This is a genomic window from Flavobacterium sp. FlaQc-28 (genome assembly GCF_044007415.1).
Lineage (GTDB): Bacteria > Bacteroidota > Bacteroidia > Flavobacteriales > Flavobacteriaceae > Flavobacterium.
In genome coordinates, this window is sequence record NZ_JBIPCM010000008.1 from 200,823 (window position 1) to 224,466 (window position 23,644).

At 32.7% G+C, this 23,644-nt stretch carries 26 protein-coding genes, 3 tRNA genes and 1 pseudogene; 16 read left to right on the plus strand and 14 right to left on the minus strand.

The genetic code is table 11. From position 1 onward, the window contains the following. The first annotated feature begins 119 nt into the window (after positions 1 to 119). Positions 120 to 608: a hypothetical protein gene (locus tag ACHRVL_RS19055; RefSeq protein ID WP_395414946.1), complete on the plus strand. Its 489-nt coding sequence runs from the start codon at positions 120 to 122 to the stop codon at positions 606 to 608. 142 nt (positions 609 to 750) lie between these two features. Further along, positions 751 to 1,545, plus strand: a complete 795-nt coding sequence (locus ACHRVL_RS19060) for a DUF1444 family protein (RefSeq protein ID WP_395414947.1) — start codon at positions 751 to 753, stop codon at positions 1,543 to 1,545. 415 nt (positions 1,546 to 1,960) lie between these two features. Here ACHRVL_RS19060 and ACHRVL_RS19065 read toward each other — a convergent pair whose 3' ends face one another. Continuing rightward, positions 1,961 to 2,413 carry a hypothetical protein gene (locus tag ACHRVL_RS19065; protein WP_395414948.1) on the minus strand — a complete coding sequence of 151 codons (453 nt, stop codon included), beginning with the start codon at positions 2,411 to 2,413 and terminating at the stop codon, positions 1,961 to 1,963. Positions 2,414 to 2,607: 194 nt separating this feature from the next. Between ACHRVL_RS19065 and ACHRVL_RS19070 the strand changes: the two genes are divergently transcribed. Together ACHRVL_RS19070 and ACHRVL_RS19075 are read left to right on the plus strand one after the other, a co-directional pair. Further along, the gene (locus ACHRVL_RS19070; protein WP_395414949.1) at positions 2,608 to 2,994 is read left to right on the plus strand and encodes a hypothetical protein; all 387 of its coding nucleotides are present in this window, start codon (positions 2,608 to 2,610) and stop codon (positions 2,992 to 2,994) included. A gap of 691 nt (positions 2,995 to 3,685) precedes the next feature. After that, complete coding sequence (locus tag ACHRVL_RS19075; RefSeq protein WP_395414950.1) at positions 3,686 to 4,771, plus strand: type I restriction enzyme HsdR N-terminal domain-containing protein; 1,086 nt, start codon at positions 3,686 to 3,688, stop codon at positions 4,769 to 4,771. Positions 4,772 to 5,016: 245 nt separating this feature from the next. On the opposite strand, the gene ACHRVL_RS19080 is transcribed toward ACHRVL_RS19075, so the two are convergent. Further along, a complete protein-coding gene (locus ACHRVL_RS19080) occupies positions 5,017 to 6,585 on the minus strand; it encodes an IS1182 family transposase (RefSeq protein ID WP_395414951.1) in 1,569 nt (522 codons plus the stop codon). Positions 6,586 to 6,665: 80 nt separating this feature from the next. Between ACHRVL_RS19080 and ACHRVL_RS19085 the strand changes: the two genes are divergently transcribed. The 3 genes from ACHRVL_RS19085 to ACHRVL_RS19095 all read left to right on the plus strand — a co-directional run bounded on the left by ACHRVL_RS19085 (position 6,666) and on the right by ACHRVL_RS19095 (position 9,478). After that, positions 6,666 to 7,778 carry a hypothetical protein gene (locus ACHRVL_RS19085; RefSeq protein WP_395414952.1) on the plus strand — a complete coding sequence of 371 codons (1,113 nt, stop codon included), beginning with the start codon at positions 6,666 to 6,668 and terminating at the stop codon, positions 7,776 to 7,778. Between the two features lie 427 nt (positions 7,779 to 8,205). Beyond that, complete coding sequence (locus ACHRVL_RS19090) at positions 8,206 to 8,862, plus strand: hypothetical protein (RefSeq protein ID WP_395414953.1); 657 nt, start codon at positions 8,206 to 8,208, stop codon at positions 8,860 to 8,862. A gap of 166 nt (positions 8,863 to 9,028) precedes the next feature. After that, positions 9,029 to 9,478 carry a hypothetical protein gene (locus ACHRVL_RS19095; protein WP_395414954.1) on the plus strand — a complete coding sequence of 150 codons (450 nt, stop codon included), beginning with the start codon at positions 9,029 to 9,031 and terminating at the stop codon, positions 9,476 to 9,478. A 140-nt stretch (positions 9,479 to 9,618) separates the two neighbouring features. Here ACHRVL_RS19095 and ACHRVL_RS19100 read toward each other — a convergent pair whose 3' ends face one another. Both ACHRVL_RS19100 and ACHRVL_RS19105 read right to left on the minus strand, forming a co-directional pair. Then, complete coding sequence (locus ACHRVL_RS19100) at positions 9,619 to 10,863, minus strand: relaxase/mobilization nuclease domain-containing protein (RefSeq protein ID WP_395414955.1); 1,245 nt, start codon at positions 10,861 to 10,863, stop codon at positions 9,619 to 9,621. After that, the gene (locus tag ACHRVL_RS19105) at positions 10,848 to 11,243 is read right to left on the minus strand and encodes a plasmid mobilization protein (RefSeq protein ID WP_395414956.1); all 396 of its coding nucleotides are present in this window, start codon (positions 11,241 to 11,243) and stop codon (positions 10,848 to 10,850) included. The genes ACHRVL_RS19100 and ACHRVL_RS19105 overlap by 16 nt, the downstream gene beginning before the upstream one ends. 303 nt (positions 11,244 to 11,546) lie before the next feature. On the opposite strand from ACHRVL_RS19105, the gene ACHRVL_RS19110 reads away from it, so the two are divergent. Next, a complete protein-coding gene (locus ACHRVL_RS19110) occupies positions 11,547 to 11,765 on the plus strand; it encodes a hypothetical protein (RefSeq protein WP_395414957.1) in 219 nt (72 codons plus the stop codon). A gap of 316 nt (positions 11,766 to 12,081) precedes the next feature. Here the strand turns inward: ACHRVL_RS19110 and ACHRVL_RS19115 are convergent, their stop codons facing one another. After that, positions 12,082 to 12,357: a hypothetical protein gene (locus ACHRVL_RS19115; protein WP_395414958.1), complete on the minus strand. Its 276-nt coding sequence runs from the start codon at positions 12,355 to 12,357 to the stop codon at positions 12,082 to 12,084. 152 nt (positions 12,358 to 12,509) lie between these two features. Continuing rightward, positions 12,510 to 12,914: a helix-turn-helix domain-containing protein gene (locus ACHRVL_RS19120; protein WP_395414959.1), complete on the minus strand. Its 405-nt coding sequence runs from the start codon at positions 12,912 to 12,914 to the stop codon at positions 12,510 to 12,512. Positions 12,915 to 13,093: 179 nt separating this feature from the next. On the opposite strand from ACHRVL_RS19120, the gene ACHRVL_RS19125 reads away from it, so the two are divergent. The 6 genes and pseudogenes from ACHRVL_RS19125 to ACHRVL_RS19150 form a co-directional block, all read left to right on the plus strand. Further along, the gene (locus tag ACHRVL_RS19125) at positions 13,094 to 13,672 is read left to right on the plus strand and encodes a hypothetical protein (protein WP_395414960.1); all 579 of its coding nucleotides are present in this window, start codon (positions 13,094 to 13,096) and stop codon (positions 13,670 to 13,672) included. 63 nt (positions 13,673 to 13,735) lie between these two features. After that, positions 13,736 to 14,593 carry a hypothetical protein gene (locus ACHRVL_RS19130; protein WP_395414961.1) on the plus strand — a complete coding sequence of 286 codons (858 nt, stop codon included), beginning with the start codon at positions 13,736 to 13,738 and terminating at the stop codon, positions 14,591 to 14,593. Between the two features lie 11 nt (positions 14,594 to 14,604). Continuing rightward, a complete protein-coding gene (locus tag ACHRVL_RS19135) occupies positions 14,605 to 14,952 on the plus strand; it encodes a hypothetical protein (protein WP_395414962.1) in 348 nt (115 codons plus the stop codon). A gap of 19 nt (positions 14,953 to 14,971) precedes the next feature. Then, on the plus strand, positions 14,972 to 15,289 hold the full coding sequence (locus ACHRVL_RS19140) for a hypothetical protein (protein WP_395414963.1): 318 nt from the start codon (positions 14,972 to 14,974) through the stop codon (positions 15,287 to 15,289). Between the two features lie 292 nt (positions 15,290 to 15,581). Then, positions 15,582 to 15,854, plus strand: coding sequence for a hypothetical protein (locus tag ACHRVL_RS19145; RefSeq protein ID WP_395414964.1), 273 nt, complete (start codon positions 15,582 to 15,584; stop codon positions 15,852 to 15,854). Continuing rightward, positions 15,751 to 16,536: pseudogene (locus tag ACHRVL_RS19150) on the plus strand (recombinase family protein); the annotation flags it as partial. The gene ACHRVL_RS19145 and the pseudogene ACHRVL_RS19150, both read left to right, overlap by 104 nt. Positions 16,537 to 17,266: 730 nt before the next feature. Here ACHRVL_RS19150 and ACHRVL_RS19155 read toward each other — a convergent pair. The 3 genes from ACHRVL_RS19155 to ACHRVL_RS19165 all read right to left on the minus strand — a co-directional run bounded on the left by ACHRVL_RS19155 (position 17,267) and on the right by ACHRVL_RS19165 (position 17,580). Beyond that, positions 17,267 to 17,349, minus strand: a tRNA-Leu gene (locus tag ACHRVL_RS19155). A gap of 45 nt (positions 17,350 to 17,394) precedes the next feature. Then, positions 17,395 to 17,467 (minus strand) — tRNA-Lys (locus ACHRVL_RS19160). Positions 17,468 to 17,507: 40 nt separating this feature from the next. Then, positions 17,508 to 17,580, minus strand: a tRNA-Lys gene (locus ACHRVL_RS19165). Between the two features lie 127 nt (positions 17,581 to 17,707). Between ACHRVL_RS19165 and ACHRVL_RS19170 the strand changes: the two genes are divergently transcribed. Beyond that, positions 17,708 to 18,226, plus strand: a complete 519-nt coding sequence (locus tag ACHRVL_RS19170; RefSeq protein WP_395414965.1) for a shikimate kinase — start codon at positions 17,708 to 17,710, stop codon at positions 18,224 to 18,226. On the opposite strand, the gene ACHRVL_RS19175 is transcribed toward ACHRVL_RS19170, so the two are convergent. After that, a complete protein-coding gene (locus ACHRVL_RS19175) occupies positions 18,218 to 18,718 on the minus strand; it encodes a phosphoribosyltransferase family protein (protein ID WP_089054206.1) in 501 nt (166 codons plus the stop codon). The two genes, ACHRVL_RS19170 and ACHRVL_RS19175, sit on opposite strands and share 9 nt — an antisense overlap. 73 nt (positions 18,719 to 18,791) lie before the next feature. Then, on the minus strand, positions 18,792 to 19,181 hold the full coding sequence (locus ACHRVL_RS19180) for an RNA-binding S4 domain-containing protein (RefSeq protein WP_129025724.1): 390 nt from the start codon (positions 19,179 to 19,181) through the stop codon (positions 18,792 to 18,794). A gap of 79 nt (positions 19,182 to 19,260) precedes the next feature. On the opposite strand from ACHRVL_RS19180, the gene ACHRVL_RS19185 reads away from it, so the two are divergent. Further along, complete coding sequence (locus ACHRVL_RS19185; RefSeq protein ID WP_395414966.1) at positions 19,261 to 20,418, plus strand: FKBP-type peptidyl-prolyl cis-trans isomerase; 1,158 nt, start codon at positions 19,261 to 19,263, stop codon at positions 20,416 to 20,418. A 258-nt stretch (positions 20,419 to 20,676) separates the two neighbouring features. On the opposite strand, the gene ACHRVL_RS19190 is transcribed toward ACHRVL_RS19185, so the two are convergent. The 3 genes from ACHRVL_RS19190 to ACHRVL_RS19200 all read right to left on the minus strand — a co-directional run bounded on the left by ACHRVL_RS19190 (position 20,677) and on the right by ACHRVL_RS19200 (position 23,616). Further along, the gene (locus tag ACHRVL_RS19190) at positions 20,677 to 21,630 is read right to left on the minus strand and encodes a transketolase family protein (protein WP_089054235.1); all 954 of its coding nucleotides are present in this window, start codon (positions 21,628 to 21,630) and stop codon (positions 20,677 to 20,679) included. Between the two features lie 75 nt (positions 21,631 to 21,705). Beyond that, positions 21,706 to 22,554 (minus strand): transketolase, encoded by an 849-nt coding sequence (locus ACHRVL_RS19195; protein WP_089054210.1) that lies wholly within the window; start codon positions 22,552 to 22,554, stop codon positions 21,706 to 21,708. 201 nt (positions 22,555 to 22,755) lie between these two features. Further along, on the minus strand, positions 22,756 to 23,616 hold the full coding sequence (locus ACHRVL_RS19200; RefSeq protein ID WP_395414967.1) for a polysaccharide deacetylase family protein: 861 nt from the start codon (positions 23,614 to 23,616) through the stop codon (positions 22,756 to 22,758). Positions 23,617 to 23,644 lie beyond the last annotated feature (28 nt).

Below are 23,644 nucleotides of genomic sequence, written 5' to 3' on the forward strand. Positions count from 1 at the left end.
TAAAATAATGAATATTCTGGCAGCTGTCGCAGAAAAATTTCTTACAGACGATTCTTAGAATCTCATTTTGAATTTTTTCACAGACTAACGTTAATAAGCAAGCTCAAAAAAACTGACAAATGGAAACACCAATTCTTACTTCAAATCTAAATCTCTTCGCCGACTATTTTCAAATTTATTTAGAAGATGAAAATAATGGAAAAAATTTAGCCGATAGTTGGACGGATGATGCTGTAAAAATTTTACTAGCTGTTACTGAAACAACTATTGGTATTGGAACAGTTAGAAATATGTATGTTCCTGTTATTTTGAATATCTTCGATTCTGAACCTATTTTTAAAAACGATATTAATGATATCAATCAAATAAATGAATGTGATATTGAAATAACATCGGGAAGTATGGTAATTGCTGGTTGTACAGATTATTATCCCGAAGCAAAACGAATAAAACTTGCTAACGCAATATATCGTTTAAGGATTTATTATGGAAATTTAGAAAAGCTATCTGACAATGGTCTTGAAGGAGAAGATTTTTATATTATTGAAATGTGGAAAGTAAAAGAGAAAACAGAAACTAAAATAATAAAACAAAGAGATTGCTACTAAGAGCCGTTACGATTGATTTGTGTATTTAGTGGAATTATCGTTTTTAAACTCTATTTTTGTTAAGCCGAAAATACTCAGCTTGATAGCCAGAGAACCTGTTGTAGAACGTTAGTTCCAATATCACAAAAAAACTAATTAGAAAATGTTTTTCAAAAAGAAAAAAATTACACCTAAAGAATTTTCTAAAAAATTCGCTAAAATTTTAAAATCAAAAATTGATAATCTAGAAATAGTAACAATTGACGATTGGGAAATTACAACCAAGCTTGCGGAAAAGGAACATACTCATTTTATGAATAATGCCTATTCAGAATATGAGCGTGAACCAAAAGAACTTAAAGATATTTTAAATAGGTATGTTAGTGCCACCGCAAGTCTATATGAAGAGGAAAAAGAAATTATATTAGAAAACATAATTCCTATTGTTAAAGACATTAGATATATCGCAGAACTTGAGCGTTTAAATTCTGATTATAAAAACAAACATGTTTTTGAACAATACAATGAAAACCTATATATATTTTATGCGGAAGATAACGAATTAAATATAAAATATTTGACTCAAGAAGCTTTTACTAATCTAGAAATTCAATTTGATAACTTGAAAGAATTAGCAATTGAAAATTTAAAGCGCATATTGACAATTGAGAGACATGGTGAAAATGGCTACTTTATGCTAACTGCTGGTGGAAATTACGAATCAAGTTTAATTCTTTTGGATATTTGGACTAAAGAAAATTTCGATGTAATCGGTAATATAATAATAGGTATCCCCTCCAGAGATTTACTGTTAATTACAGGCAGTGATGACATTGAAAATTTTAAAAAAATTATTGAAACAGTCGATAAAATAAATATAGAAGGAGATCATTTAGTTTCAGAAAAAATATTTGAATATATTGATGACCGCTTTGAAGTATCCGAGTTAGGCAGTTAATCTCCATTTTAAATTTGAAAATAAATATTGGAAATGATTTTAAAAATGATATTAACTACATGTTGATGCAAAAAAAATCCTTGATGGGCTTCGAACCAAAATTTCCTTTAAATATAGACCCTTTCAAGATATAGAAGAAAATATTGAAAACTTTCGAACCACAAAAAAGCCTGAAAAATATACACTTTGCAGGCTTTCATTTTTTATAGTGACCTTGGCGGTACAGAATTCGAACCTTTTAATTGAAGATTTGAAGAACTTGAGTGAAATCTAAATTCATTAAATTCTCTTTGTTGCAAAGCGAGAAGCATTCAAATATCTAGTCAGTTTGCTGAAGATTCTATTATCATTTAATAAAGTGTTATGAAATTATAACGAATGTCCAGACATAAAATCTTTTTTATCTAATAATATACTATTTACTACTTTTTTCTTTCCACTTTTTAAATTTATCTAAAAGTTTGTCTATTTGCCCTTCATTTAGCTGTGCAATTCCTGCTTGACCATCACCGGATATCCAAAGAACTTTAACTCCTAAAGAGGTATCTTTTTTAGCAGTTCTTTTAAAGCTTATATCTACGAATTCCCCCTTTTCAAGTTTTGTCATCAAATCCTTTAAATTTTCTAATTGTTTAACAAAATCATCTTCATTATTAGACTGTGCTAAAGTCATTCCGTCATCAAACTGATTTGTAGTATTTGAAAATGCAAAATATTCTCTTCTAATAATCGCTCCGTTTTCTTTAATGGTTGTTACACCCATTTTTAATCCTGTCAATGAGTTGACAATATAATCTGTTTTCTTTATTTCCTGAGCTTTTGTCACTGTTTGCACAAATATGAAAACCAGTAATAGTAATTTTTTCATTTGGTTTATTTTTTTTCAAATTTATTAAGATATATCTATTTGTTATTATGGTTTTCCGTAATTGTTTTAAATATTAATTAATAATATTTGTAACGAAATGACGGGTAATTTTGAAGAGAATTTTTTAATACATCGTCTTTCGAAAATTCACATATGAAATATCAATTTTAAATAATTATAAAAAATAGAAAACAATGAAATACATAAAATATATTGGAATACTTCTTTTACTGCTGATTGTGATAAAATGTTTTAATTCTCCTGATATCCCTGTCAATCCAACTGAAAGGAAATCTTATCAACAGACAAATACAAATTCGGATGTTGATCAATGGTATTTGGGTGGAAATCTACATAAAAAAGATATAAGCGATTGGAAGAATGCAACTGACGCAAATAAATTAGCAACTTGTGGTGATTTCATCGCAAGAGTAAAAAAAGATTTAACGCTAACAGAACTAAAAGACAAAGCATCCGAATTGAAAGATTGTATTGATGAAGCAACAAAAGGAACGAATATTTCCGACCAAAATAAAGTAAACGAAATAGGTGCCTTATGTCTTGTAACAATAGGATATTAATGAACTAGAGTAAAATGTCTTAAGATTTTAAAACACAACTTAATAATTTTGTTTAGTTTAATCTTTCAGATGGTTAAAAATATAAGTCATAAGGTAAAAATAAGCTTTTACTAATATGACAAACCTCTTACAACTTTATTAAAGGATTGGATCTAAGAAACTGTAATGAATTTCTTCAAATCACTCACAAAATGGTTCGAGAATTATCCTTTTAGCGATACTATAAAAAACTAAGGCAATATTTTTATGAAGCTCAATTCTAAAAAATAACTAGAAGTTTTTCTTTTTTAAAGTATTTTCTAATACCCCTAACGGGACAATTCTCGAACCATTTTGTCGAAGATTTAAAAAAAATAAATATCATTTATATTGATTTATAGTTCAAATTACATCCTATTAACTTATAATATTGAAATGGTATATTTAATTTTTACGATAAGAAAGTGTAACTAATTTGAGTTGTAAAGAAGAATTACTAGGTCTAAATTTTTTCTAATTTACAATCACTTATTTACTAAAAGTACTCAACAATAAAAAGTCCGTTTGATAATTTTTGAAATAAATATCCTATTTTTGAAAACCAATACGCGCTAACATTTTTCAGACATAGCGCCCCGACTTAGGGTGGATTAGTCGGACATTCTCAGATATATAAATAAGTTACCAGCAAGCACCAAAAAAAGACGAAAAAATGAATGAAAAATGGGAAGAAATATGCTTTTTGCTATCCGAAAATATAAAAAGAGAGATTAGTGAAAGTGAATTTGAGCAAAATGTAATCCAAGCATTAAGAGTTTTAAATTGGAAAGAATTTACAGGCGATATTCAAATCCGACCTTCATTTCAATTTGGAGCATCAAATAGAATGATGCCCGATTTGGTAATAAATTCGGCTGAAAAGAAAAATCTGTTTGTAATAGAAATTAAGCAACCAAATATTCCATTGACAACCAATTTTCAACAACAGTTGTTTTCTTATATGCGTCATTTAAGACTTCAATATGGAATTTTGATTGGTCAATCAATTCAAGTTTTTTATGATGGCGATTTAACAGAACACGACGACCCCGTTTTACTTGAAACAATTCAAATTAATACTGAAGACAATAAGGGGAAAATTTTTGTAGAACTTTTTACTAAAGACAATTTCAGTTTTGAAAAGTTGCACGCTTTTACTCAAAATTCGCTTAAAAAGATTAATCGTAGAACCGACCAAAAAATATTGATAAATAAAATTTTATCGGAAGAATACAAAACGACTATTTTGGAATTGATAAAGCAGGATTTTTTAAACGAGTATGATGCAGAATTAATTGACAACGCTTTCAAAGAGATTTCAATAAACATTTCTGGAAACCAAAGAATAGAAATTCAAAACTTTAAACCAACAAACAATAATTGGGAAACTTCAGATAGCAATCAATCAAGAGATAATACCAAATATAGTTTAAATGGTAATGGAAAACGACTTGCTAAAAACAGATTTGTTTTGGAATTGGTAAGACAATATTTGAAAAATAAACCCTCTAGTTTTTCGACATTAAAAAACTTATTCAAAGATGAATATCAAGGTTCGACTGGAGTAATTAACGAAGTTGCATATGTGCAAACAAAATATGCGAATAAATCTGATAAAAGGCATTTTACAGCTAATGATGAAATTTTAGAAAGTTCGGATGGAGTTAAATTTGTTGTTTCAACTCAATGGGGAAAACATAATATTTCCGAAATAGTTGCTTTGGCAAAAAGAGAAGGATTTCAAGTTGATGAAATCTAAAACGATAAACATTATGCAGAAAGCCAGCTGGTAACAGGCGTTACACGAGATTTGGGCATTTGGCTGAATTTAAAAATGGTTTGTATTTGGAAAATTTGTGTTTAACCGAAAAATCTCGCATCTTTAATCCCAAACCTCGTGTAGCGCCAGAACGTCAGGCTGTGAAAAAACCTCTTTTTTCGATTTAAATCTTCAAAATTTGCGATACTGCAATTCAAATAAAGCCTCCTGAGAAAGCTTTTTTTTCAGGCTGCTAATGAGGTTTGACAAAAAATGTTAGCTCTATTTAGCTTTAAATAAATCGTTTCCACTAAAAACAAGACTTTTGCCTTGTAGGGTGAGTTCCATTTTTGGAGTTTTGCAATAAGTTCGGGAACGCCCAGTATATTGATACTGCGTTTGATATTGTAAACTAGCATAATCAAATTATGTTCTCCGTTTACTTTCTCTAATCCTTTTAAGTTGGTGTGATTGTATCCCCATTGCCGTTTAATAGTTCCAAAGATATGCTCGTTGATTTCTTGTCGCTTGCGGTACAACTGCGCATTTGCATGATAGCGTTTGTTGTTTTCTTCTACTGCATCAGCATATTGGCTTCGGTCAATTTCTCTGCCACCTGCTCTACTAGTACATAAATGTTTTACGGGACATTCTCTACATTTAGGTGTTCGGTATTTTTTAAAATTATAGCTATCACTATCTGTAGTTTTCTTATGCCAACTGCCCGTAGTTTTTAATGTTTCACCTTGTGGGCAAGTATAAGTATCGGTGTCTTGATCGTATTGAAACTGGGCTACCAAATAATCCTTTGTCGTACCGTTTTCGTTACTTTTTCCCTGCTCGGGTTGTGCTACAATGGTATTGATATTGGCTTGTTTGCATATTTCTATTTGTTTGCCATTATGGTAGCCTTTGTCCACTAATGCTGTATAAGTTTCAATTCCTAAATTTTCTTTGGCCTCTATGGCAATTGCAGACAAAGCACTGCGGTCGTTCTTGTTGATGGTATGGGTGGCTACCACAAGATTGTGTTTGGCATCAACTGCCGCCTGAATATTAAATGAAATCTCCACCACCTGACCTTGTACCAATAAAGCTCTGGCATCGCTGTCAGTAGTACTTATCTGAGGTTCGCCACTTGCTTCTAGTTTTTCTTCCAGTACTTCATAACGGATTTTGTTCTGTTTTAAACGTTCAATTTTTTGCTGGATATTTTTGATTTTTTCAGGATTTTCTTTTGCATCATTTTCTTCCAAAGCATCTAGGTATTCTTGGGTTTTAGCTTCAATGTATTCTAAATGTTTGTCTATTTTCTTTTGATTGAAATTCGCTTTCTTGCTATTGTGCGCCCGGCTTTTGGTACCATCAATAGCAATGGTTTCTCCTGCTATTAAATCGGCATCTTTCAAGAAAACTACAAAGAGTTTGAACAAGTTCTTTAATGCAAGGGGATTGTTCTTTCTAAAATCAGAGATACTGTGGTAGTTGGGACGGATATCTTCTAACAACCACTGCATCTCAAGGTTTCGTAAAGATTCTTTTGCTAGTTTGCGGGAGCTTCTTATTCCGTTAAGATAACCGTATAAATAGATTTTTAGAAATATTTTATTGTCATAACTCGGACGGCCTTCACCTTTGATGGTTTGTACGGCAAAACCAAGTTTGGCAAAGTCTACAAAGGTCACAAATGCATCTATAAAACGTACTTGATTATCGAGTGCGATAGCGTCTTCTAAACTTGAAATACGCATCTGGTGGCGGGAAATTCCTGAGATATATTGCATTCTTAAAAATACGAAAATTCCTGTTTTCATAACAGTATTTTGCTATATTTGTTTGTAATCAAACGAAGGTTTTTTCACAGACTGACGTTACCAGTAATAATAAAACAACCATGAGCACATTTTCGAGGCTATTAGAACAAATTGAATTAAAAGATTTTGAAATTCCAATTCTTCAAGAAAATGACGATTATTTTCCTGAGTTTTTAGAATCTCATTTATCTAATTTTATTACGCTCTATGAGAAAAAACTCGTTCCGTACGTTGATGAAAAGTTAATCTTTACGAGCGGTAATAAAGACGTTATCATTTCGAAAATTCGTTCGTTGAGTAAAACATTAATAGACGTTGTAAACTATTTTTATGCTGGCGAAATTCACAAAGCAACAGAAACATTTAATACTGGTTTAGATAATGTCTTCTTTAAAGACTTAGCTGAACTGAATGTAGTTACAAATATTCCAATCGAAACAAATTTTTATAGAGCGAGAAAATCAGAAAACAAAAGATTTGATCGAAAAGATTTATTTCACATAAACTTTAATCTTAGGCATATTGTGTCAACTAATAGATATAGCATTCCTGGATTTCCAGCTCTGTACTTCGGCGACAATACTTACATTTGTTGGGAAGAATTTGATCGACCTGATTTAAAGGAATTAAATTTTTCGCTTTTCAAAAATACTCGCGCTTTAAAAGTAATTCAATTATTGCGTATTGAAGATTTGCTTAGTCAACTTAGCGAAAGTAACAATCAAAGTATACCGTTTCTATTGACATATTTTACTTTTTTCCCTTTATCAATCGCATGCTCAATTAAAGTAAAACATGTAAGTGGAAATTTCAAACCCGAATACATAATTCCTCAATTACTTTTACAATACATCAGTGAAAATAAATATCTTGACGGCTTGAAATTTCCGTCAACTAAAATCGATTATTCTAAATTACATAAAATGAGCCCATATAACTATGTTTTCCCAGTAAAGTGCGTAAAGAAAGAAGGATTTTGCGATACTCTTAGTGACACATTTCATTGTTCTCAACCTACTTCACTTAACCTAGAGGAAATAATATACAATCCAACAGGAACAACACATCGAATGCCTGAAACTCCAGATGAACGAAAATTAGAATTGATTGAGGAGATAAAAAGTCCATATACACAGACTTCATTTGGGAAATTAGAATTCCGTTTGAAAAATCGAGAAGTTAAAAAAATATAATTACTGCTGGTAACAGCCAATAAGTATAATTGCTTGATTGTCTTAACCAGAAATATTTTCTCACGAAAATTTCTATTTTCACCGGAACAAACGTTCGCTTTTCTGCTAGTAGGCCAATTTGTTCAACGTTATGAGTTAGTTTACCACTAAATTTTGTAAAACCAAATCATTTAAAAGATTTTATATACTGTTAAAAATAGCCGTTTTAAAATAATATTTTTTATCAACAAAAATCACAAAAACTAAGAATGAATAAATCAAATGTTGAATTAAAGGGCGGTCCAGATAGTATAAATACAACAACCGTAGTGGGGAAGACAGCACAAACAGTTTGTGTATTCAAAGCAATATGTTTATTTAGAAAACGGAATAGTAACATCATTTCAAAGTTCAAAATAATTTAAATCTTTAAAGTATCATAGTAATTATGGGGAATTCTGAAATAAATTTACTTAATGTTGTTAAATCAGACCAAATTAAAGAAATCACAAAAGATTTAACTGAAGTTGCTATTGACACCTTTTTTAATGATGGAATATTAAAGGATATTCCAATAGTTGGAACATTTTTTAATTTATACAATCTATCGCAAAATATTTCAAACTCATTCTTTACAAAAAAAATCTTAAAATTCTTATTAGAATTAAATAGCATTTCAAATAAAGAAAGATTAAATTTTATTGAGCAACTTGATAACGAAAATGAAAGTGCAAAAATTGGAGAAAAATTATTAATTATCATCAATAATTTAGAAGATGTTGATAAAGCTACCATTTTAGGGAAATTATTTAAACTAGCAATTGAAGGTAAAATTGAAATGCAAACTTTTATGAGACTTTCTTACATGGTTGACAGAGCATATTTGGAGGACTTAAAAGTGTTAAGAGATAACGAATATGTAGAAAACATTGATAACGATATAAAACATAATTTATCACAAGTTGGCATTCTAAATCAAACAATAAAAGACAACAGAGACCACGAAGAATATGTTTACAAAACCACTGGGAAAAGACAATTTTATCCTCCAAAATTTGAATATAAAATCAGTGATTACGGCAACATTATAAAAGAGAACTCATAGTAACTACCACTAACACAAGCTACAAACAATTTGGGGATTTGGCTTAATGGAAAAATGGGTTTGTATTTGGAAGATTTGGCAAATTCGAATAATGGGCTTAATTTAGTCTCAAACTGCGGGTAGCGCGGTGACGTTGTAGAAAACATTTTAAAAACCGTTAACCAAGATGAAAATCGATATAATTACAGAAAATCATATTCTAAAAAGCAAGACTCAAGATTTAGTTAATGAATTTTTTGATATTGATAAATTAAGTATCGTTAATGACAAACAACTTCAGATTATTATTTCAAAAAATTACGAATCAGATTTGCTTGAGAATTCAAATGAGTTAGCAACGAAATGCTTTATCGAAAATGGTATTCCTGAAAACAAAGCAATAATCATTTTACCAGATGATGCAAACTATTCCAAATTTGTAATTATTGTAAAAGAGAATATTTTTGAGGATAGAGAATATTTCAGCACAATTACTCACGAACTAACACACGTAATAGATTTCATCAATCATTTTGATGAGTTTGGAAATATTTATCGTGGCAATGCAATTTATGATGATTTTTTCTTTTGGACCGAATTTAATGCAAAAAAGCTGGTCTTGAAAGACTTCAACTAGAACTAACTAAAACAGATCAAAAAATAAGTTTAGAAGATTCTGCTAGCAATTTCATGCTAGAAAATAATCAAACTTTATCTGGAAGTACTAACAAATACTAGAGACAAAGTTAAGGGTGTGTTTTTACACCCTTAATTATTTTAAATCCTTATATGAAGTCTCTTTTTCTTTTTTTGTTTAAACTGTTTTGAAACATAGTCACTTATTCTCTCTCCGCGAAGCAGTATGTCAGTGAGATTTTCTTTCAGAGGATCTTCTGATTTGAGATTTAGAAAATTTTCTGAATAATTCGAAATAGAGTTTTGATGCTTTCTTTCAAGTGCAAGAATGTTCAAGGCACAGTTTTCCTGAATTCCTTTTGCGCTGAATTCTTTTCCAAGACTGCTCCCATTGAAAACGGATCTGGTTTTGTGGTCGACATAAGTTATACCATAAAGCTGTCCTTCCTTGCTTTTTCTTAATATCATATGAATGCTTTCTTTTTCCAATATCTTGGATAATTTTTCGGGAGAAAATATGTCTTCGCGATAGAAAGCCAGTTTTATGGTATTTTTCACATATTTTTTATAAGATTCTTTTTCTGCTTCATTAGACTTAAACTTTCCTTCCAAGAATTTTAAGGTAGGTCTGCTGTAGAATTCGCTTGCTTTTATAGGCACACCTATCGGTTTTGAATTCTGGTCAAGTATCTTGTAAAGCAGTCCGTTATTTTTAAAAACTCTCGATTCCTCACTTCCTCTGTCAGCATGGACATTATTGAGATTTAAAACTGCATTAAGTTCGGGCAGGCTTGAATATTTATAGTCAAACAAAACTTTGTTTAATACTGAATTGATCGCCTTTCGGGATTCTGCTTTTCCGTATTCAACTCTGCCGACACTTATTGGTTTTAAAGTTAAAACTTCTTTTTGTTTTCTTCCTTCCGCTTTTACCAGTCCAAATATATCTTCAATTTCTTTTCTTGCAGGCTCTGATTTTTTAACTCCTATCAGATGCAGATCAATTCTTTTCCCATCTCTCTGAATATTATTTGTGACCAGATGCAAATGAGGATGTCCCGCATCATGGTGCTGATAGACTAAATAAGGCTGTTTGCCAAAACCTATCTTCTCCATATAAGTGTCTGCAATTTCAATCAGCTTTTCTTTAGAATGATTTTCCGATGGGTCAAAATTGAGCGAGATATGAACGCTGTTCCGCTTTGTGTTCTCATTCAATGAGCACAGTTTTAAAAAACGGTTCAGCTTATAGGTAAAGCTTAATTTCTCTAATTCAAGAGGATAGTTCACGGCACTGATGCACTCAGCAACTCCTTCCTTAACTTTATTTTCGTTATAATTCAGAATGCTATTTATCGAACGGCTGGTTTTTATGACTGCAACCATTGTTCAGATATTTTCTGGGTGTGACTGCTGATTGCTTCTAATTTATTAGACAGCACTTTTCTTTCCAAATCAAATAAAAACAGCTGTGTCTTAAACTCAGGAATCATTTTCAGCGTATTTACTTTTTTGGCAATCTGGTTGATGTTGTTTCCGATTGCACGCAGTTCTGAAGAAAGCACTACTGACTCTTCCATAAGCTCGTCTAGTGACTGGTTGCGGTAAGTGCTTGTGATCGGTCTGTTGAATAAATGCCTGCGGATGTAGTCACTTAGCTTTCTGCATGTGCTTGCCTTAAACTGGCTTTCAATTTTTGCATACTCTTTCTCTGTCAGGCGCAGGGTAACTCTGCGTGATCTGTTTGAATTTTCTCTTTCCATCATTTTTCCTTTTCATTGTTTTCAAACTCTTTACTTTTAAGTTTCTCCACCGCCGAGTTCCGAGGCAATAGGTGGCAAGATAGGCGGTTGTCAGACAACCGTACATCTTGCTAGATGCAGGAACGTGGCATCTTGAAGAATTTTAAAAGTCTAAATACTAAATTAAGTTTATCTTTTGAAGATTCCTATCCTAAGTAAATTTTGCGTATGATAGCTGTTGGCTGTTATCTTTTTGAAGCGTTTTCTAAGCAACTTTTAAGATAGGATATTTAAACTAGAGATTTAAGAATCATAAAATTCATTTAATTGACAGCTCCGATTTTAGTTGGTCAGTCTGCTTTTTATGTTTCTTTTCCAGCTCTTCAAACTCTTTTACTTTCTTTTTATAATAAACCTCTTTTAAATAAATTTCTTTATCAATGCGGGAAAGCTCCTTTTCCAAGATCTTGGTTTTTTCATAGCGATATAAAAAAAATGCAAGGGCAAAGAATAAAAGGCTTAAAAGAATTACAAAAAGAATTTTGAGACGATTCATAAGCAAATGAATTATAGAATTGGAAATCTTCAGTTTTATTTAGAGTTAAATATATAGTAAAATCTTTAATTCTTGTTTTTAATTTACTGGCTTTTATGTGTTTAGAAAGGTGATATCTGTCGAAAATATTTTTAAAAGAAAAGGAAAAAAGAAAGCAGTCTTTAATTGGACTGTCAGACAGCTGAAGTGCTATAAGTCCCGAAGGGCATTTTTGAGGAACGAAAAAATGTTATGCGCACTTCTCTGGCTGTGTCCAATATCTTGCTTTGCTTTTTTTGTTTTAGAAATGATTTAGAAGGTTTGATACTAAAGCAGTGTGAAATTGCTTTTTACATTATCAATCAAAAATATGCTGTTATTTAGTCCGTTAGAAGTAATAAATTCCAGAACATAATTTTCAGCTTCCTTTTTCCTGTCTGGATCAGTTGAAAATGTATTTAGGTAAAAATCTTCGTTTTCGTCTTTGATATGAATTATTTCAGTATAGCCTTTTGTGATTAAAGCTCCTTTAAGCTTTAACACCTTAGCCTCACTCGTTCGGTCAATTTCCTTTTTAACTCTAAGATTTATAGTTTTATTCATGAATTGTGTATTGGGTATTGTGTATTGGGTATTTAGAGAGTATTTGAAAACAAAAAGAGACTCGAAAGTCTCTTTTTGGAATTAATATATCTTTTATAAAAGCTTATTTGGCTTTTGGCTTTTCTCCAAATTTGAATCATTTCGACATTTACTTATTTGATTAATTGTTCAAGCCTTTTCATCATTTCATCTTTTTCTTTCAGCATACGCTCATACAATGCAATTTTTTCTTCATGTATTTGTACAATTTTATCAATTGGATTAAATGTACAATTGATATATCCAGAATTATTTGCAATTGCTCCTTCATGAAAAGTGTTAGCAATAATATTTACCGCCTGCTCTTCATCAAAATTCTGAAAAGCTTCAACAGGAATTTTCAAAGAATCAGAAATCTGTTTGAGCAGTTTATCTTCAATTACATCTTTCTGTTCCAGCATTGAAATTTTCTTCTGATTCCAGTCTTCTCCCAGATCATAAGCAAGAGCTTCTTGTTTGATGCCAAGCATTTCCCTGAAGCGTTTAACATTTCTTCCCTGATGAATTTTCTGTTCCATAATGATTGTTAGTTTTCTGAAGTTTCAAAGATAAAGTTATCTGGATTAAAAAATCTGAATTCCAAAGATAAAAAAATATACTGTAAAATATCCCTTTTGTCAGATATTATATCCAATTATGGAATAGATTATCCTGTTGAATAGCAGGAACTTCGCTGTGAATTTTAAATCTTACCGCCATGAAAAAGAATAAAATATCCTTCAATACAAGATTTTGGGCAGGGTTTACGGCAGGAAATCCATTTGAGGCATTTGATGCTGTTTTTGACTTTGCACATCTTGATTATTACAAACAGAATTTAAGCGAAGTAGTACTATACTGCCATAAGAGAAAGGTGTACAAACAGAACGACCCCAGCAATGTTTTTGTCTTTTATAGTGCTATTTGTTCTTTTGTTAAAATCTGCCACAGCCTGAAAGGTAAAAGCAGGAAATGGAAAGTGAAAGAGTCGACCCGATTAGAGGATGTGTTTCATCTTTCTTCTCTGACAAAGGAAGAATTCGATAATCCTTTTTTGGTGCTTCAAAAAGCGTTTGAAGAGAAAACGCTCGAACAATTTGAATCTTTCTTATTTGAAATCGTTGAGCTTTCTTTATCTCGTTATGCTTGCGATCCCGACTCCGATCTCATGACACCCTATATTCATTTAACAAAAATGCTCGATGCAGGGGAATTAATGAAAGAAAGAGGTATTGAGAGGATCTGTAAATCTGATCTCGCTGAAACGCAAAAAGAAAAGAATCTCTCACCAGATTAATTTTTGATAATATACCACACAAAACCAAACTTCGAATAAGTATTAACTAAAATGAGTAAAATTATGAAAGCAATTCAAAACACCACGTCCGATTTAATTTATCGAGTTATTTCACAGAACATTGATCCGATAGGCATCTACTGTTTTGCACAGAAGAAAAGCAGTTATACTTTTAATGAGCCTTTTCAGAAGCCCGTTCAGAAAGAAAAGCATGAACATCTTTATCTGCTGGTCATAGCCGAAGAGTTCGAGGATAATATCGGCAATGATCTTACCGATAAAATAAAGAGCAGATCAAGAGGCCAGATAACGGTAACCATTCTCATGCATAGACTGAGAAATATCGTGAAATTATACGGAGACCAGCAGTATTTCTTCTGGAACATTTTTAAGAATGCGCAGAGAATTCATATAGATGCTTACAAGTCGCCGATAATCTGGGCTAAGAATCCAGAAAAAAGATATATGAAAAGTACTGCATCATACGCAGGAGACAGAAGAAATGTTACTGAATCAATCTGGGATCTTATCTATAATAACGACCAGTATTTCTCTTATGAAGTCAGAATGTGTTCACTTCATCAGATTGTGGAACAGACCTGCCTTTCCCTTATAAGGGTATTTCTGGGATATACGCTGAACCACTTTTCTCTAGGCTACTTATTTGAGCTTTGCGAGTATTTCACGAATTTGACTTCTGAATACTTTCCAAGAAACAGCAGTGATGAAAAAAATATGTTCAAGCTATTGAAAAAGAACCCAAATACGCTTCGATTCAGCAGAAGGAACAGTTTTGATTATCTGTACTATGGGCTGATGGAAGACAGATGCCGTCAATTTATGAAAGAAGCAGAAGTCATGATTCAGAATGAACTAGAGAGGCTTGAGGGAATTCATCAGCAGGAAGCTTTATCAGCATAAAAACAGAAATTATGGAAACCGATGAAATCAAAAAACTGGAAGACATCAGGGTGTTAAGCGGAAGACTGCTTAATACCCTGAAAAAAGCAGAGGATAAAAGAGGGATGTATAATGCAGAGATCAGGGTTTATGGCTATTGCGAACTCGGTTCTGTTGTTAGAAACCTGATGAGGCTGTGCATTATCGCTTTAGATCAGGACAGCGCAGAAGTTCCGCCAACGATTCAAAACAAATACATTGATGTTGGGCTTATACTGGGGATTGCACTGCAATTATTTCCAGTTGACGAATTTGAATTTTTAAATGAGATTACAGATCTGTTTTCAGAAAATAGAAAAGAAACAGAATGTCTAGATTAAGATTTAATATTTGAAAATTATGGAAACTGACAAAATAAAAACATTGGAAGAATTTAAAGATTTTGCATCTTATCATTTTAAAGTGCTCAAGCCTGCCAAGGACAAAGAAGGGGAATCAATACGTGAGATAAGATTTTACGGATACACAGATATGACGTGTCTGGGAGTGAATCTCATCCGAATGTGCCTGAATATCATTTATTCGGATGAACTTGATAACAGAGAAATATACATAGGTTCTGTTCTAGAACTTGCCCTTCAGCTTATTCCAAGTGCAGAAATAGAGGTTCTGGATGAAATATACAGAATGCTCAATAAGCAGAAGGAAGGTAAATGAATCCTATACTAAATAAGTCTATCAATAATGATAGCACCATTTTTATGGACATATTATGTCCATGACAGTGAGAGAAAAGCATTTTATCTTTGTCAGAATCAAAAATTGGATTGAGTGATGATAAGTAAATTTTACTTATGATCCTCAGTAGATTAGGTTTTATATTTGTGTTATCCTACCCAAATTTTGCGCAGGATAAAAAGAGAAAAGTGTTTTAACTTTATGCCGATGAATGATTGTGGAACAAAAAAGACCGAGACTCGGTCTTTTTTTAATGAAGAGGAATTGTGAAATGAGAAATGAAGATGAGAATGAAAGAGGAAAAATGACGGCAGAGCAAGCCATGAAAATGCTGAAAGATGAGAATGTAAATGTAACGCTTGAACAGGCAGGGAGAGTATTAGATTTTTTACGACTGCTTGCCAGAGTAACGGTTTTAAACTATTTAAAGAAGAAAAGGGATGAAAAAGACAGCAGATTTATACGTGAGAGTGAGTACGGACGAGCAGGCGGAAAAAGGTTACTCTCAAAGAAACCAAGAGGAAATGCTAAGAAAGTATTGTGAGATTAATTCTATTCATATTAGGGATATTATTTATGAAGATCATTCTGCAAAAACATTTAATAGACCCAAATGGAAACTTTATCTAGCAACAATTAAAAAGTACAAAAACAAAACTGATTTGATCTTGTTCACCAAATGGGACAGATTCAGTAGAAATGCAGGTGATGCATATCAGATGATTAATACCCTGAGAAGGCTTGGTGTCGAGCCTCAGGCAATAGAACAGCCTTTGGATTTGTCTATTCCAGAAAATAAAATGATGCTTGCTTTTTATCTTGCAGCTCCTGAAGTAGAAAATGACAGACGGGCATTAAACACTTTTCACGGTATGAGAAGAGCAAGGAAAGAGGGGCGTTACATGGGGCTGGCTCCGTCTGGTTATATAAATAAAATTACCGAAGATGGTAAGAAATATATAACGTTTGACCAGCCTGAAGCATCTATCTTAAAATGGTGTTTTGAAGAAATTGCAAAAGATATTTTTAATACAGAACAGATTTTTCTTCAGGCGAAAATGAAAGGACTTAAAACGAGTAAAAATAATTTTTGGAGACAGATCCGTAATCCTGTTTACTGCGGAAAAATATTGATTCCCAAATATAAGGATGAGGAAGCAAAATATGTAATCGGATCGCATGAGCCGTTAATTTCTGAAGGGCTGTTTTATCTTGTTCAGGATGTTTTAGACGGACGAAGAAAGAATTTCAGGACTAAGTCGGTAACCTCCGAACCGTTTCCGCTTCGAGGTTTATTTAAATGCCCTTTATGTGATAAAATTTTAACTGCAAGCATATCTAAAGGCAGGAATAGTCATTATTCATATTATCATTGCTATAAAGGCTGTAATTACAGAATCAGATCATGTGAGGTTAACCGCATTTTCTACGATCAACTGAGAAAGTATATTCCAAAACCTCAAACAGAAAAGATTTACATTACGGCTGTTAAAGAATATTTTAATGATTTCAATAAGGAATCAATCGCAGAAAAGAACAGAGTCATTTCTCAGCTGAAAGAATTTGAACAGAAGATTTCTTACATAAGAGATTTGCTGGCTTCAAGAAAGATTGAAGTGAAAGATTACACTGAGATGAAAACGGATTATGACAATAAAATTCATCGACTTGAAATTAAATTAGCAGATTTAGCAGGAGAGAACATTAGTATTACCGATCTATTAAAAGCAGGAATAAAAAATTTAATGAAGCTAAACGAATGCTGTAGTGAAGCAGATCTAATTCACTTTCGGAATATTATCGGTTCAATATATCCTGAAAAATTCACAATCGAAGAAAAGCAGTTTCGAACCGCAAGAATAAATGAGGTCGTTCAGCTAGTTTACTTAATTAATGAGGAATTAGACCCAAAGAATAACGGGGCAAAGAAGAAAAAATCTTCTTTGCCCCGTCAAGTGACCATGGAGGGATTTGAACCCTCACGCCCTTGCGAGCACCACCCCCTCAAGATGGCGAGTCTACCGTTTCTCCACATGGCCTAAAATGAAAAAAGGTCGAGTAAATTAATACTCGACCTTTTTTTGTGACCCGACTGGGGCTCGAACCCAGGACCCCATCATTAAAAGTGATGTGCTCTACCAACTGAGCTATCGAGTCATTGCTATCAAGGAAAGTGTTTGTTAAATCACAAAATTTGTGACCCGACTGGGGCTCGAACCCAGGACCCCATCATTAAAAGTGATGTGCTCTACCGACTGAGCTATCGAGTCATATTCTTTCCTTGAATGCGGGTGCAAATATAAGGAGTTTATTTTATTATTTGCAAGCATTTTTATTATAAATTTGTCTTTTTTTAATCAAAATTTACAACGCCTTAATTTATAGGTTATTATTAAAATGAAAAAGATTGTATTATTAGGATATATGGGTTGCGGAAAGTCAACAATTGCTCAAAACTTATCAAAAATTACTGAAATTCCGTTTTTAGATTTGGATGTTTGCATCGAAAAAAAAGCAAATTTGTCGATAAAAGACATTTTTGAGCAGCATGGAGAAATTTATTTTCGAAAATTAGAGCATCAAATGTTCTTAGAATTGCTGCAATCTCCAGAAAATTATATTATAGGTTTGGGTGGAGGGACTCCTTGTTATGCTAATAATCATTTATTATTGCAAAATGAGGATCTTGTTTCAGTTTATCTAAAGGCGTCTATTGATACTTTATATAATAGATTAGTACATAATAAGAGTAAACGCCCTTTGATAGCAGATATGAATGAGGAGGAAATGAAAGAGTTTATCGCAAAACATTTGTTCGACAGAAGTTTTTACTACAACCACGCGCAATTTAAGGTTGTGGTTGATGATAAAACTGTCGAAGAAACTGTTGAGGATATTTTGAAGATTCTAGCTTAAAAAGGCTGAATCGCCATTACTTTCGTCAAAAACAACCTGAACGTGCTCTAATAAAGAAGTAGATAGGGATATACCTTTGAAGTCTGCTTTTACAGGATACTTTTTATGATTACGATCAACTAAGACAGCTGTTTTGAATTTTTTTAATGGAACGTCTAAAAAGTGGCGAACAGCATATATTAAAGTTGTGCCTGAATTTAAAACGTCATCAACTAATACTAATCCTTTGTTTTCGTAATCTTCTTTTGGTAAAGATGTATGAATGGGTAATTGCGGATTTTGTTTGTTGATCTTAACTTCGCAAAGAGAAACTTTTAGTGTTGAAATTTCACTTAAAGCTGAAGCAATTTTTTGAGCAAAAATAGATCCGTTTGATGCGATTCCGGCAATAACAACTTCGTTCTCATCAACAAATGTCTCGTAGATTTGATAAGCGATACGTTTTATTTTGTGTTCGATTTCCTGATTGGTTAAGATGATGTTGTTGCTCATGATTTAATTTTTTGGCTAAATTACAAATTTTAAATTCCAATGTTGAGGTTTTGATTTTTTGATGATTTAGAATTTAATTTTCATCGTCTTCATCAATAATGTCATTTCCATATTCGTCAATATCTCTTCGGTCTTTTTTGGTTGGTCTTCCCGTACCGCTTTTTCGATAATGCTCTTTCGAAAGTTTTAATAATTCAAGATGAGCATAAGCTTCGGGCGGAGTTTCGTTTTTACGATATATATCGACTAGTTTTGCTCCAACACGATTTTCAGGAATATCAAGTACGGTTATAATTTGAGTAATTTGATCCTTTCTAAAGGTAATTCGGTCGGTAGGAAAAACCTCTTTAGAAGGCTTTGCAACCTGCCCATTTACAGTAATATGGTTCTTTTTGCAGGCTTCGGTTACCATATTTCTGGTTTTGTAATACCGAACACACCACAGGTATTTATCTATTCGCATAATTTTTCTAAAATCAAAGTTAAATTCTTTACAAAAATAAATCAATATTGTATCTTGCGCACCTAAAAAAATGACAATAATGAACAAATTTAAATATTATTTTATTTTATTGCTTGCAGGTATTTCTTTGGTTTCCTGCTCTAAAAAGGACGATGATGAGGATGTGGTGGTGGTGCCCGTAAGAGATTATGCTGAGCAGTATAAAGCGGATAATGATTCTATTATTAAATATTTAAAGACTAATTATATTGAAAATGTAACGCCTGATTTGGATATTACAATCAAGAAGATTCCGGCGGGAGGAACTCAAACGTCTATTTGGGATCAGAAAGACTACCCATTACAGACTAGACCAGTTTATAATCGTGATGTTAACTACACTGTTTATTATTTAACTTTAAGAAAAGGAACTGGTGAATCACCGTGTAATACTGATAAAATTTCTGCAGCTTATAGAGGTAGTTTATTAAATGGGACTGTTTTTGATAATTCTTATGGGCTTGCAAGAGATTTTGAATTATATGTGTATAAGACGCAGCCTGTTATAGATGGTTGGGGCGAAATTTTTCCTCAGTTTAAAACTGGGACTTCAAAAACTTCTGATCAAGGCGTTGTTACGTATGAAAATTATGGGGCAGGGGTTATGTTTTTGCCTTCGGGACTTGGCTATTATGCTAGTCCGCCTACTTCGGGAACAATACCAACTTATGCTCCATTAGTTTTTAGTTTTAAATTATATGATCTTCAGAGATTGGATCATGAATACACAACTATGTCAAATGGTACAACAGTTACTGTAGGGGATGGTGTTCCTGATTATTTGGAAGATCTTAAAGGTAGTGGTTATCTGTATGATTTAAGAGATAAAGTAAGATCTCCAAATCCTCCAGCTAATTTTGCTGATGATACAGATGGTGATGGGATTTCTGATTTCTTAGATCTTGATGATGATGGAGATGGTTTTAGTACTAGATTTGAAGTAACAAAACCTGCTGATGCTCCTAATACAGGTATAAGTAAATATTACCCTTGGGATCCAATTGGGGATAATCCTGCGACACCAAATGTAGATGAAACTGAACTTTATGGTATACCGAGAAGACCTACTGGAGCGCTTACAGATCCTTCGAAACCAGAATCAATTAATAATCCTAGAAAATTTATTGAAGACGATTATAAAGCAAATCCAAGGTTAAGAATTCATTTAGATAAAACTTATCCTTATCAAAAGAATTAGATTTGTTACAATGAAAAAAAGAAAACCTCGAAATTTACATTTCGAGGTTTTCTTTTATATTTAATGGAGTTGAGGATTGTTGTTTCGGTTAATAATATTCCTAGAAAACTTACTGAAGAATTTAAAGTGAGTCTAAGAGCAAGAATTTGTTTAGATAAAAACGTAGAATGTTAAAGGCATTAAATCTGTAACAAGTGTATAAAAAAAACCTCGAAATTTATATTTCGAGGTTTTTTTTATAAAGTAAGAAAATTGAAATTATTTTCTTTTGATAACTCTTTCTACAGCTTCAACAATTGCTTGATTGTTTAGTTTGTATTTTTCCATTAATTGCTCTGGAGTTCCAGATTCACCAAAACTATCTTGTACGGCTACAAATTCTTGCGGAGTAGGGTTGTTTAAAGCTAATACTCCTGAAATGCTTTCTCCAAGACCTCCAAGGTAGTTGTGCTCTTCGGCAGTAACTATACATTTTGTTTTAGCAACCGATTTAAGAATTGCTTCTTCGTCAAGAGGTTTGATTGTGTGAATGTTGATTACTTCTGCAGAGATTCCTTTTGCTTCTAAAGCTTCAGCGGCAATAAGAGCTTCCCAAACTAAGTGTCCTGTTGCAACAATTGTTACATCAGTTCCTTCGTTTAATAAAATTGCTTTTCCAATTACAAATGGCTCGTCAGCAGGAGTAAAGTTAGCTACAACTGGGCGGCCGAAACGTAAGTAAGCTGGGCCGTGGTGATCTGCTAATGCAATAGTAGCAGCTTTAGTCTGGTTGTAATCGCAAGTATTGATTACAGTCATTCCTGGCAGCATTTTCATTAATCCAATATCTTCTAAAATTTGGTGAGTTGCTCCGTCTTCTCCTAATGTTAAACCAGCGTGAGATGCACAGATTTTTACATTTTTATCAGAGTAAGCAACAGATTGACGAATTTGATCGTAAACTCTTCCTGTTGAGAAGTTAGCGAAAGTTCCTGTAAATGGAATTTTACCTCCAATTGTTAAACCAGCAGCGATTCCGATCATGTTAGCTTCTGCGATTCCAATTTGGAAAAAACGCTCAGGGTGATTTTTCTTGAAATCATCAAATTTTAATGATCCAATTAAATCGGCACATAGTGCCACAACGTTCTCGTTTTTCTGACCTAATTCAGTCATTCCCGCTCCAAAACCAGAACGAGTATCTTTACTTCCTGTATTTTCGTATTTTTTCATTTTTGTTTTTTGCTATATGCAATAGGCTGTATGTATTAGACTTATGACTTAATACTTACTGCTTAAAGCTTTTTTTTAATAGTCTGCTAAAGTTGAAATGTTTTGAGCTAAAGCACTTGCCAATTGATCATTGTTTGGTGCTTTTCCATGCCAAGCATGTGTGTGCATCATAAAGTCAACCCCGTTACCCATTTCTGTATGTAATAAAATACAAACTGGTTTTCCTTTTCCTGTTCTAGATTTAGCATCAGTTAAGCCAGCGATAATTGCGTCAATATTGTTTCCTTCTTTAATTTCAAGAACGTCCCAGTCAAAAGCTTCAAATTTAGCACGAAGACTTCCCATTGCTAGAACTTCATCAGTTGTTCCGTCAATTTGTTTTCCGTTAACGTCGATTGTTGCAATAAGGTTGTCCACTTTTTTAGCAGAAGCATACATGATAGCTTCCCAGTTTTGACCTTCTTGTAATTCTCCGTCTCCGTGAAGAGTATAGATTAAATGATTGTCGTTATTTAATTTTTTAGCCTGAGCAGCACCAAGAGCTACAGATAAACCTTGTCCTAATGATCCAGAAGCCATACGTACTCCAGGTAATCCTTCGTGAGTTGTTGGGTGTCCTTGTAAACGAGAGTTTAATAATCTGAAAGTAGCAAGTTCTGAAACAGGGAAATAACCGCTTCGTGCTAAAACGCTGTAAAATACTGGCGAAATGTGACCGTTTGATAAAAAGAAGATGTCTTCTCCAATTCCATCCATGTCAAAACCTTCTTTACGATCCATAATATTTTGGTATAGAGTTACCAAAAATTCAGTACAACCTAATGAACCACCTGGGTGACCTGAGTTGACAGCATGTACCATTCTAAGAATGTCTCTTCTTACTTGGATCGTTAAATCGCTTAATTGTTGTGTGTTAGGCTTCATTTTATATGTAAAAGTTAAACTGGAGCAAAAGTAATTTTTATTTTGCGGGCTGACAAATGATTTTTTGCTTTAGTTTGCCGCAATTGTTAAATTATGCCGCTTTTATCCAGATATTGTATGAAATAGAAAATTCCTGCAGATATTGTATCAAATTATCAATGCAGATAGAGATGTTTTTATAATGAGTAAAAGTCAATAAACTTATATGGTTTTGCTAATCTCTTTCCATGTGACTAATTGAATATTGTTTTCTTTAAGCTTTAATTTACATTCATCGCTGGTAAAAAAATCAAAGTCAATTTGGCGCCATTCTGATCCAAAATTAGGATGATTAATTGTAATGCCCTGCATTTCAAAATCATCAAAAGCGGGGTGAAGCAAGAAAACATTGAATCCCGGAATTACATTGTCTAAAGCTTCTTCGTATGATTTTCGAAGTTCTCCTTTTTCGAAATCGGTGTAATATCCAATTAGAAGATTGTCGGCTAAAAGAGTATTTGTAAAATCATATTTTTCATCAGACAGGCTAATGGATTCGACAAAACCTTTATTGATGAAAACAGGTAAATTGTAGGTTCTTCCTAGTTCTTTATAAATTTCTAAAATTTCTGGAGTTACACCAATACTGCACATATGTGAATCGAGATGCGTTGGTTGAATGCCAAATAGCAAAGCTCTTTCAATTTGGGCGGTAAGTTCCTTTTTAATTTCAGAAAGTTTTGCATTGTTCTTGAAATCTTTTCTTGTTTTGTAAAAGTAACCGTTTTGATCGACTAAACTTGAAACTTCAGATACAGGAAGAATTGGGCCGAATTTGTAATTTTCCCATTCGCAAGTCAAAGTCAAATGAATTCCACAGTCATAATTTGGATTTTCTTTAGCGAAAGTTGCCATTTCAAAAAACCACGGACAAGGAACCATTATGCTATAAGAGTTTACAGATCCGTTTTGGAGAGCTTTTATCGTTGCTTGATTTTCTGAATGTGATAATCCAGCATCATCGGCGTGAATAATTAATAGTTTGGCATTTTTTGAATATCCAAGTTTTTGAGCTAAGTTCATTTAATTGATTTTATTCAAATTTAAAAAT